Source organism: Psychromonas sp., assembly GCF_047632995.1.
Classification (GTDB): Bacteria; Pseudomonadota; Gammaproteobacteria; order Enterobacterales; family Psychromonadaceae; genus Psychromonas.
Genome location: NZ_JBLIEK010000124.1, coordinates 1 through 9,713, shown reverse-complemented (window position 1 = coordinate 9,713; position 9,713 = coordinate 1). Strand labels below are relative to the sequence as shown.

The 9,713-nt window shown below is 34.8% G+C and carries 11 protein-coding genes and 1 pseudogene; all 12 read right to left on the bottom strand.

Annotated elements, in window-relative coordinates; all coding sequences use genetic code 11:
• The coding region (locus tag ACJAT7_RS15890) for a hypothetical protein (RefSeq protein WP_415227781.1) at window positions 1-528 on the bottom strand (528 nt) is incomplete at its 3' end.
• A gap of 297 nt (window positions 529-825) precedes the next feature.
• The gene (locus tag ACJAT7_RS15885; RefSeq protein ID WP_415227780.1) at window positions 826-1,626 is read right to left on the bottom strand and encodes a glycosyltransferase family 2 protein; all 801 of its coding nucleotides are present in this window, start codon (window positions 1,624-1,626) and stop codon (window positions 826-828) included.
• A gap of 130 nt (window positions 1,627-1,756) precedes the next feature.
• Entirely contained in the window at window positions 1,757-2,371 is a 615-nt protein-coding gene (locus tag ACJAT7_RS15880) for an acyltransferase (RefSeq protein WP_415227779.1), read from the bottom strand.
• Window positions 2,346-3,026 carry a CatB-related O-acetyltransferase gene (locus ACJAT7_RS15875; protein ID WP_415227778.1) on the bottom strand — a complete coding sequence of 227 codons (681 nt, stop codon included), beginning with the start codon at window positions 3,024-3,026 and terminating at the stop codon, window positions 2,346-2,348. Before ACJAT7_RS15875 ends, ACJAT7_RS15880 begins: the two co-directional genes overlap by 26 nt.
• A 108-nt stretch (window positions 3,027-3,134) precedes the next feature.
• Window positions 3,135-4,350: pseudogene (locus tag ACJAT7_RS15870) on the bottom strand (IS3 family transposase).
• Between the two features lie 157 nt (window positions 4,351-4,507).
• Window positions 4,508-5,203, bottom strand: a complete 696-nt coding sequence (locus ACJAT7_RS15865; RefSeq protein WP_415227777.1) for a hypothetical protein — start codon at window positions 5,201-5,203, stop codon at window positions 4,508-4,510.
• A 387-nt stretch (window positions 5,204-5,590) separates the two neighbouring features.
• On the bottom strand, window positions 5,591-6,028 hold the full coding sequence (locus ACJAT7_RS15860; protein WP_415227776.1) for an ISAs1 family transposase: 438 nt from the start codon (window positions 6,026-6,028) through the stop codon (window positions 5,591-5,593).
• Between the two features lie 127 nt (window positions 6,029-6,155).
• On the bottom strand, window positions 6,156-6,398 hold the full coding sequence (locus tag ACJAT7_RS15855; protein ID WP_415227782.1) for an ISAs1 family transposase: 243 nt from the start codon (window positions 6,396-6,398) through the stop codon (window positions 6,156-6,158).
• A gap of 27 nt (window positions 6,399-6,425) precedes the next feature.
• Window positions 6,426-6,530 (bottom strand): transposase family protein, encoded by a 105-nt coding sequence (locus ACJAT7_RS15850; protein WP_415227775.1) that lies wholly within the window; start codon window positions 6,528-6,530, stop codon window positions 6,426-6,428.
• A 290-nt stretch (window positions 6,531-6,820) separates the two neighbouring features.
• Window positions 6,821-8,116 carry a lipopolysaccharide biosynthesis protein gene (locus ACJAT7_RS15845; RefSeq protein ID WP_415227774.1) on the bottom strand — a complete coding sequence of 432 codons (1,296 nt, stop codon included), beginning with the start codon at window positions 8,114-8,116 and terminating at the stop codon, window positions 6,821-6,823.
• Window positions 8,117-8,786: 670 nt separating this feature from the next.
• Window positions 8,787-9,095, bottom strand: coding sequence for an ISAs1 family transposase (locus ACJAT7_RS15840; RefSeq protein ID WP_415227773.1), 309 nt, complete (start codon window positions 9,093-9,095; stop codon window positions 8,787-8,789).
• A gap of 69 nt (window positions 9,096-9,164) precedes the next feature.
• Window positions 9,165-9,419 (bottom strand): transposase family protein, encoded by a 255-nt coding sequence (locus ACJAT7_RS15835; protein ID WP_415227772.1) that lies wholly within the window; start codon window positions 9,417-9,419, stop codon window positions 9,165-9,167.
• Window positions 9,420-9,713: the final 294 nt, after the last annotated feature.

Sequence of the window (9,713 nt, the reverse complement as noted above, 5' to 3'; positions counted from 1 at the left end):
AAGGAAAAAAAATAATTTATTTGTAAAGTGTTTTTTATTTTTTTGAATGCCATACAAACAAAAAAAAGTACATATTAAATTTATGGTCGCCATTTTCCCCATTATATTTGAATCATAATCAACGCTATAACCTTTGAACAACATGTGCCTTGCACTAAACCAAAAAGAAAAAGAAAGCAAAACTATAACAAATAAAAATGCATTCAAATTAACATTACTGATAAGTGGCAATGATATGGTCTTTATTTTAATTTTTTTTAGAACAAAATTAAAATAAAGCATGCATAAAATTATGCTACAAAAAACATAAATTACCAGTAAGTAGGAATCGCTACCTTCATTAAAATTATCATACCAATTACTCATAGCGGGAAAGCTTAAAAATAATTCAAATTCATATACTAAGCTTGGTAAAAAAACATAATAAATGACCCCGAATGTGAATAAATATAAAAAATCTATTTCTATTCCCTTCAAATATAAAGCAAGTAAAACAATTACAATTATAACGAATAGACCCAATACCATTCCGCCTCCTTTATTTCAAACTTCGCTTGAGATGATAGTGTGGCGTGACTCAAAACAATCCTGTTACCGTAGAATATATCACCAGCTAAACATCAAAAAAAAATAACATAAATACCCAAGCATACATTTATACTTTGAGAAGACTTGACATAGTAAGATACTATTAGGGTACGTGAGAGTAAGACAGACCTAGTATGTATATTGGTGCCAAAAGAACCTATTGACATCGGATAGGAACACCAATTATCGTAATTAAATTTAACAAAAAAAGTAAATGCTTGCTCCCCCGCTTAAGTTCTAACGCCATAATTTGACGATTTTTTTTACATGCATTTTAATCATTTCATTCAAAACAAGGCAAATATAATAAAAATTAACTTTGTGAGTCTTTTCTATCACATTCCAACGACCGACTATACTATCAACTCGCTTTATGTCAGAAAGGCCACCCGCTGACACAGTAGAAACCACAATATCCTTATATTTAAAATGCTTATTATTTTTATAAGCATTATAAAAAAACTCAAAATCAGCACCTATACGATGGAGCGCATTAAATTTATTAATTTTATGCAAAGACGATTTAATGAAGCTACTTTGATGGCAAAATTGAGATCCTTTCCAAAGTAGCCTGGCATCACCCGCTTTAACCACGATGTTTTTTTTATATGGATAAATTACATTATGATGCCCAAAAATGACATCTACATCATTGTTTTTTTCGTAATTGAAGGTGTTTTTAATGACACTGGAATTATAAAAAGAGTCGCCCGAATTCATGAAGTTTATCCACTCACCAGAGACTAAGTCAATTCCTCTATTCATGGCATAATAGATACCATCATCTCTTTCACTAACCCAATAATCAATTTTATTTTCATACTTTTTTATAACATCAAGAGTACCATCAGTTGAACCACCATCTACAATAATAAACTCAACATGCTCGTAATTTTGAGCAAGCACACTTTGAATCGTAGCTTCAATATGTAATACATCATTAAACACCACTGTTATAATTGAGACTAATGCGCTTGTACTTGAGTTTTTATTTACACCATTACAGCGAATGCCACCTTCATAAAACATATTAGTCATTTTAGACCTCTTTAAGTATTTTTACGCTACGACTTTACTTTCAAAATCTTGTATGATTTCATTCACAAAACAAAGAAAATAAAACCCCATATAACAACTTAATAAAAAGTCAAAAAAAAGGATTACGTTCTTATTCTGTGGGTAACTTCCGTATGAATTTAATTGGGTTTCCGGCCCAAATTTCATTATCTGGAACATTTTTTGATATTACTGAGCCCGCTCCAATTATAGATTTCGCTCCAACAGTTATTCCCTTAAGAATAATGCAACTTCCTCCTATCCAGGCCCCAGCCTTTATCAATATGTCATTTTTTTTTATTTTATCATCAGGAACACCATTTTTATATGGCTTCATTCTACTAATATGATCAATAGAATGAAAATCTGTATCATAAAATCGACAACTACCACCAATCAATACATCATCTTCAATAGTTATCTTCTTAGTACATACAAAAGTAGAGTTGGAAATACCTACATTATTCCCAACTCTAAAGTATGCATTTTCTGAAACTATAATATTCGTTCTTCTGTCACCGCCAATAATATTACAATTTTTTCCACTATTAATTGTGATATTTTCTTTTAAAATCACCGTACCTCTATTCCTCACCTTTAAGCGACCGTTAATCCTTAATGATTTTCGAAAATAAACTTTTGAAAACTTTAAGCTTATAATGTTATATGTTAAATTAACTCCGCCTAACAACACGACAAATCTAATGATTTCTTTGAGCATATTCATTTTCTAAGTTCCCCATGTTGTTCATTAACTCTACATTGTCTTGTAACCATTGTAATTCTTTATCCCACCATTTAAATTTCAATAAAAAGTCAATTGAATCAACTCGATACCTGTAACGTAATATTGTTGCTGGGATACCACCAACGATAGCATAAGCAGGAATGTCTTTCGTGACTATAGCGCCGGCTAAAATAACAGCGCCATCACCAATTTGGATGCCTCCAACTACCATTGCACGTTCACCTATCCAGCAATCATTTCCAATTTTAACAGCATAATTATTACTTTTATCGAAAATAAGATGTTCATCAAACCGTTGCACCTCGGTAAAAGTAGAACCGTTTTGTTTTCTCAACGAGAAAAAAGCAGGGCTAGTAGTTACGAACGGGTAAGTCAAAGGATGAGTGCCTATTATAACTTTTACATTAGGGCCTATAGATGTGTATCTGCCGACAATACCAGCTATATCAGAGTTAGGCCCAATATATGAGCCAAACCCCAGCTTGCCGGTAAAACTGCATTTTGGATACAGTTTATTCATCCCTTCAAAAACAGACCCTCGTGAAACATTTGCAGAAAAAGGGAACTCAACCTCCTTTCTATATTTTTTTTTTATATGTAAGAATTTAAATGTCTTTTTTAGAAGCCGAAACATATCTGTATTTCCCCCTTTTATAGCTATCAATTACCGATGATATAATAAAGTTTATTATTTCTATTTTTAAATGTTCTGAATATTTAGCAAGTGACTCATTTGCGTAGTTTAGCTTAACGGGAATATTGACCTGTTCCACCTAATACGACCACTCCAGTAAGCTACTTTTTGTAATTCATTATTCTCTTTTTCAAAGTCATTAGGACTTTGGTAATTCAAATATGAATGAAGGCTATGACTGTTCTACCACATGGCCATATAATTCAAGATATCTTGTTGGGCTCTAAATCGTGTTCAGTATTTGCGCCAGTGTAACCGCGCTTGCTTTAGGCTCCCGAATAAGCTTTCTGCTACAGCATTGTCCCAACAACACCCTTTTTTACTCATGCTACCTACAAAACAATGTGTCTTTATAAGGCGGCAGTAAGCGTTACTGGCATACTGTAAACCTTGGTCTGAGTGCACAATCAATCCGGCCTTGGGTGCCGTTGCCATATTGCCATATTGCCATCGTTAATGCGTCACACACTAAGCTAGCCTTCATTCTTGAACTCATACTCCAGCACACGACTTTGCGTGAATATAAATCAATCATCACTGCTAAATACGACCAGCCTTCTGATGTCAAAACGCAGGTGATATCTTGCACATAAGCTTGGACAGGCTTTCGTGCTACAAAATCTTGCTTAAGTACACTGTCATAAATAGGCTTGTAATGGCCACTGCTGGCGGTGGCCTTATATTTCTTTTTATACCGCACCCACACGCCTGCTACTTTCATCAATTGGCCTGTTTTCCTGCGACTTACTGGAAAGCTCAGTGTATTCAATATTTTTTGAATGCGTCGTTCTCCATAGGTATTATCGCTGAACTTGGCGATATCTTTTACTCATCCCAGCATCTCTTGATGTGTTAAATCATCAGATTTATCCGTTTGACGCTTCTGATAACTGTAATAATTGTGACTTTATACACCGAGCAGCCTGCACATTAAGCGCACAAGCCAGGTCTTCTTATATCGGGTAATAAACGAATACTTCACTTCGTTTATTTGGTAAAGAAGACCGTCGCTTTTTCAAATATTTCACGCTCCATTTCGAGACGCTTGACTTGCCCTTCAAGCTGCGGATTTCGGCTTGTTCGGGTGTCAGGGTGCCATTACCGCGAAAGGCATGGCCATCATCATCTTAGGCTTCTTTGGGCCAACGACCGAGTAACTGAGGACTAAATTCCTAGCTGCCTCTGTTCGACTGTATTTTTGCTCTACCACCAATGCGATGGCATCCAATTTAAATTCTTTTGAATATTTCTTACGTACAGTCATTATCTATCCCCAGCTTTGGCTATTATGTCTTAACTAGGGGGATCGTATCTATTCAACCACGTCATAATAATAGATTTAATTCCTATCGTCATTTGAATAACTTTCAAATTGTAAATTAAAGACTGCTTATAAAATTAAAAAATAGATTCAATGCATTCTATTTTTTATCGAATGAATCGATGAAAGATTTCTTTGTATAATTAACAATATTGCAACCTACAAAATCTGAATAAGACTTCACTTGGGAGTACCCTTCTAACATAAAAATATAAAACCTAAGGTACTTCCAAAATTCACCTTTAGGTATTTTCCCTTCTTTTGTTAGGTTTCTTGTTGCATTTCCATAGGAATGCTCTGTATTGAGCAATACTTCGTTATGCTCGTTAATCTCAAACATCTGAAACTCACTAGACTCAACACCATGTAATTTTATTTCTTTGAAACCAAGATTAATTGAGACATATAAGCATGCAACGACCACATTTTGAAACCTTGGTGTCGCTATATTCTTTTTGTAAAGAGAAAATACTGTCTTACTTTTACCTGGCAAGTAGTTAAAATTGATAAACTTTATTGTAATATTATTATTAGAAACAAGGGATTCTGCTTGTTTTCTAAAAGAAACAGGGACGAATAATATCATACTCCAATCAACTTTTCTTAGTGCCTCATATAGCATAAGTAATTTATCAGAATCGTCTTTCAAATGATCCGAATCAATCAATACATAGAATTCAGGTTTATATTCAAAAAAATAATCCGTAATAGCCATGAAATTTACAACCATAACTTTTTCGTTCGGACAAGTATTATGGTTAAAAGTATTATGGCAGCTAGGTCCATTACCTAACACATTGATTATTCCACTATTACTATTACTCTTACTATACCTTATGTCTGTGGAATATTTACGCAACAAACAAACAGAACCATACAAGAAATAGAGTATATATTTAAAGTTTTCAATAAAATACATGCAAACAGAGTACAGCGCACTCCTTGAACTATTCGAACTACTCATATAACCTCACAGTTAAATATATAATTTATTATAAAGGCCTATTATAAACCTTTAAATTAATCTAGATCTAGCAACACATTAAAACGCCTTAAACAGATCTAAGCAATTAAAACAGTATTAGTTAGCTTGCAACTAAATTACATTGCATAATTTAATTCCAAAAAGATAATGGTTAAATATATATTTAATTGAAATCCTTATAGGGAAATCGCATTAAAATCATTGCAACACCTTTAACAAATAATCACTGTCCCAACCTGACATCTGTCGCTTAATTTTAATACCTACTTTATGTTCAGTTACCGACTTAAGTAGATTGAACGATATACGGCGTAATATTGCCATGTTTTGATCTGAATGCCTTTTGCGCATTCGACAACTATCTTCATCAAATGCCATATTTAATGTCCAGTGTAGATTATTCTCCACGCCCCAGTGAGCACCTACATAGTGAGCATACTGCTTGATACTACTAATAAAGTATCGCGTTTCTTGTGACCACTTGTCAGCAAGATAACGCCTTGATTTTACAATCATAATACTAACAATATGAGGGTATGAATGGTCCTTAATCAACCAATCAATATCATTACATGAGGTCACTTCATGCTCTTCTATTCGACCATGAACCGCGTCAATGGTTTTGTATGTATTCAAGCTGTTGATATGTCTTTTTGCGTGTTTCAAAGAATAACCTCACATCATCATGTAACATCCTTTGATTATCTTTCAGTGCGGATAAATAATCGCCACTTTTTTCAACAATGATGTTTGCTGATTTCGTCTAGGCGTTAAGCGCATCTGTGGTAATAATACCACCTTTAATATCCAGGTTTGCTAACAGAGCGGGTAATGCGGTTATTTCATTTGATTTTTCATCAACTTTTACTTGGCCTAAGGTGAGTTGGTTATCGTGTGACCATGCAGTTACCATACAGATGGCGGATTTATTACTCGATTTGTCAGGTGAGCGTCTAAGGCATTTGCCATCAATCGCAATGACATCCCCTGTCGCATTTTTAACTATCGCCTTGATTCAATTTGAAAAACAGACTTAAAATGGCTCAGGAACGATTAATGTGAATACTCGCCCAAAGGTATCGTGTGACGGGATGCCATGTTCAAGTGATAAATACTGCTCGAACCATTTCAGTTTCATCGTTGCAAATTTACAATGGCCACCTAACTATCACAACCGCAAATAACGGCGCATAGCGTAATAAAAAAGATGTCATCCAATTTATGTAATTGCTTTCTATGAAGGCGTGGGACGGCAATGTTTTTTGAAATGTTCAATAAGTGTAGGCTTTTGTTTGGACACTTTACGGTGCTTAAAGCGAAGTAATTAATCAAATCAGGGGATCAGTGACAAGTTATTTTTAATGATATTGCCCTGAAATCCTTATGATTTTTGTTTGCCAGATTAAATGTTAGTCCGGCAAACAAAACTTAAACTCGCCACAAAGCCCAAGGCATACTGTACACTTTTGCACTAACTAGCCAAGTGAACAAAAATTGCCATAAATTAGCAATCGAAAACGCTAATGCTGCACCATATATTCCGTAAATAGGGAGAAATAATAAAAGAAGAGAGATATTAATGGCACCGGAGGATATTGTTACATATGATAAATATTTAGTTTTTTTAACATAAAATATATAGTTAGTTACCATAAAATACATCCCCAAAAAAACCTGGCCTACTATAATAAGAGGTAAAACCTCTGCAGCCTGATGAAATTTTTCTCCAACAATCAATTTCAATATTGGTGGCGCTACAATAAAAGTGAATAACGACAAAAATATTAAAAAGATAAAGTATAAATATGTTTTTTTTACAATATCTCTTTTTTTCACTTCATCATCTTCTTTCAACTGTCCAAATAGCCAAGGGGTGAAAGCACTATTGATACCGCTAAAAATAATATTTAATGCTGAGCCTAAGCTGAAGGCTACCATGTAAATACCTGTCATTTCCAAACCAAGTTCTTTATTTATTACAAACTTATCAGCAGATAATAATAAAAAAGCACCTAAAACATGAGGGATTAATGGCACACCAAATGACAAAGCCTGTTTAATATCTTGAAGACAATATTCAAACTTGAAAAGCTTATCGTTAACAAGAGAGTAAAAAGACATAAAGCTGACGAGTACACTCGTCAAAACAATACTATAGATACGACCAGCCCCCCCTAAGTCAAGTGAAACAACAAATAAGATGCTAAGAATCAAAACAACAAATGAATTTACCACTTGAAAAAAACCATATGATTTAGCTTTCCCCCTTACCTGTAGTTGTCCTAACCTTAATTTTAATATAAAACTACAAAAAACACTTAGAATCCCCAGATATACCCACGAAGAAGGTATACCTAAAAAGTGAGCTAAATGCGCATCAACAAATAGCAAGATAAATGAAGCTAAAACTGTACTGGTTAATAATATAAAAAAACAATTGCCATTAAACCTTTTTAATTGATCACAAGTCACATTTTGATCAAAAAAACGTCTATTGGCTGCCCCATCGACACTTAGACCTACTACTGCAGTTAGTGCTGTTAAAAATATAGTGAACATAGCAATCTGGCCATATTGTTCCGGTGAAAGGTACCGCGTTAATATAGGTACCAAAAGAAACGGAATACCGGCGCTTAATATAGAACTGAAAGTATAAATTAACGTATTTTTAAGCAAGATTCTTCCTGATTCAAATGTAAGCTTCTGGTAACCCCAATATTCCACAGAGTATTCTTGCAGATCACAATGTGTAATGGTCAAGTAATATTGGCCACGGTTTTATAGTAAAGTGAGTATCTTCGTCCTGACTCGTTTGGGCTTAAACCATCATTGTAGTGATGTGGCCTGATTTGGCTGCAAGAGCATGGGAAGATTAAGAAACAGCCTGCCCGTAGGGACTGCAGTTAAATAGCTTCCACTTATTCCTGCTCTTTTTTGCTTAATTGATCCCTGCTTCAAATGTTTGATCTTTATTCAGTAAACTTAACGCGACATGTCTTATTTTGGAAAAGTTCTCGGCTGCATCACCGCGTCTTATCCTGTAAGCATATTCTCTTAAAGCAACATCTAACTTTCAGTGCAATTTTACTTCTATTGCCCATTGCTCTCTTGCTACCTTTGCAAGTTCTTCTGCACTAAGTTTTGTAGAGCTGGTGAATATCTAACTGACAGCTCTGTTACTGGCTTTTCTCCCTCTTGTCTAAACGAGACATATAACCTAACGTTTTTATGCCTGGCCATTCAAATGCGATATCACCTAATAGAGCGCTATCATGATTGACATTATGCAATCTTGTTTCTGAACGACAATGTGATTTGTTTTGTGAGGCATAACAATTACTCTCGTCATCAGCTTGGAAGTCACTCACATCGAATATATCATCAAATTTCTGCTCTAAGCGTTTTGGTTACCTTTAACGGCTAATAAATAATCAGCATTCTTGTTAAGAATTTCGGATACTATTTTTTTCTGACAACTCATTGCGACTATTATAACCAAACAGCCACTTATCTCTAAAAGTTTGAGCAACTCAGGGATCGCAGTTTTCTCAATGAATTTTTCTGCCGTTTTTACCTGACCAATGACGATTTCATTTGCAGCATAAAATGCACTAACCATATGCATAGCATCGCGTTTATTGCTTTTATCATAAAAACCACTAACGGTTTTACCATCTATTGCTATAACACTACCTTTAGTCACCGTATGTCAATCTTTCATCCAAGCTATAAAACAAGATTGACATTGCTTTGGACTGATCATGACAATGACTCAAGCTATCGTATAGTATCGTGTATCGAAATACCATTTTATGGTCGCCATATTACTGCAGCATTCGAGCTTATCTTTGCCAAAATCTTCTACTTCCTCCCAACCTTCGGCACCCACTATGACTGCAGCTACACAAATAAAAAAGATATCAGCTAAACAGTGTTCAACCTTCCATATTTGTCTTGGAACTTTAATTATTGAATAGTAAGCGACTAATGAATCTACGTTCTTATTCCGACTGGCAATCTGCTGCATAATTTTCTCACTACAAACGTATGAGAAAAAAAGTGTCCGCAACATCAAATTTAAAGCAGGAAGCTCCTTTGTGGCGTGACTCAGGTTAACCCAAGCTGCCGATCGACGGCATCACGACCTCTGTCCACACAACTTCAGCCATCACAAACGAAAAGACTCAACTGGGCTGGCAACCGTTAAACACAAACTGACGTGGTTGAATAGATACGATCCCCCTAGTTAAGACATAATAGCCAAAGCTGGGGATAGATAATGACTGTACGTAAGAAATATTCAAAAGAATTTAAATTGGAT

Bases quoted from the DNA above. Each gene is read 5' to 3' on its own strand.
- ACJAT7_RS15885 (WP_415227780.1), bottom strand. From the start codon at position 1,626: ATGACTAATATGTTTTATGAAGGTGGCATTCGCTGTAATGGTGTAAAT.
- ACJAT7_RS15880 (WP_415227779.1), bottom strand. From the start codon at position 2,371: ATGAATATGCTCAAAGAAATCATTAGATTTGTCGTGTTGTTAGGCGGA.
- ACJAT7_RS15875 (WP_415227778.1), bottom strand. From the start codon at position 3,026: ATGTTTCGGCTTCTAAAAAAGACATTTAAATTCTTACATATAAAAAAA.
- ACJAT7_RS15850 (WP_415227775.1), bottom strand. From the start codon at position 6,530: ATGAAACTGAAATGGTTCGAGCAGTATTTATCACTTGAACATGGCATC.
- ACJAT7_RS15835 (WP_415227772.1), bottom strand. From the start codon at position 9,419: ATGCAGCAGATTGCCAGTCGGAATAAGAACGTAGATTCATTAGTCGCT.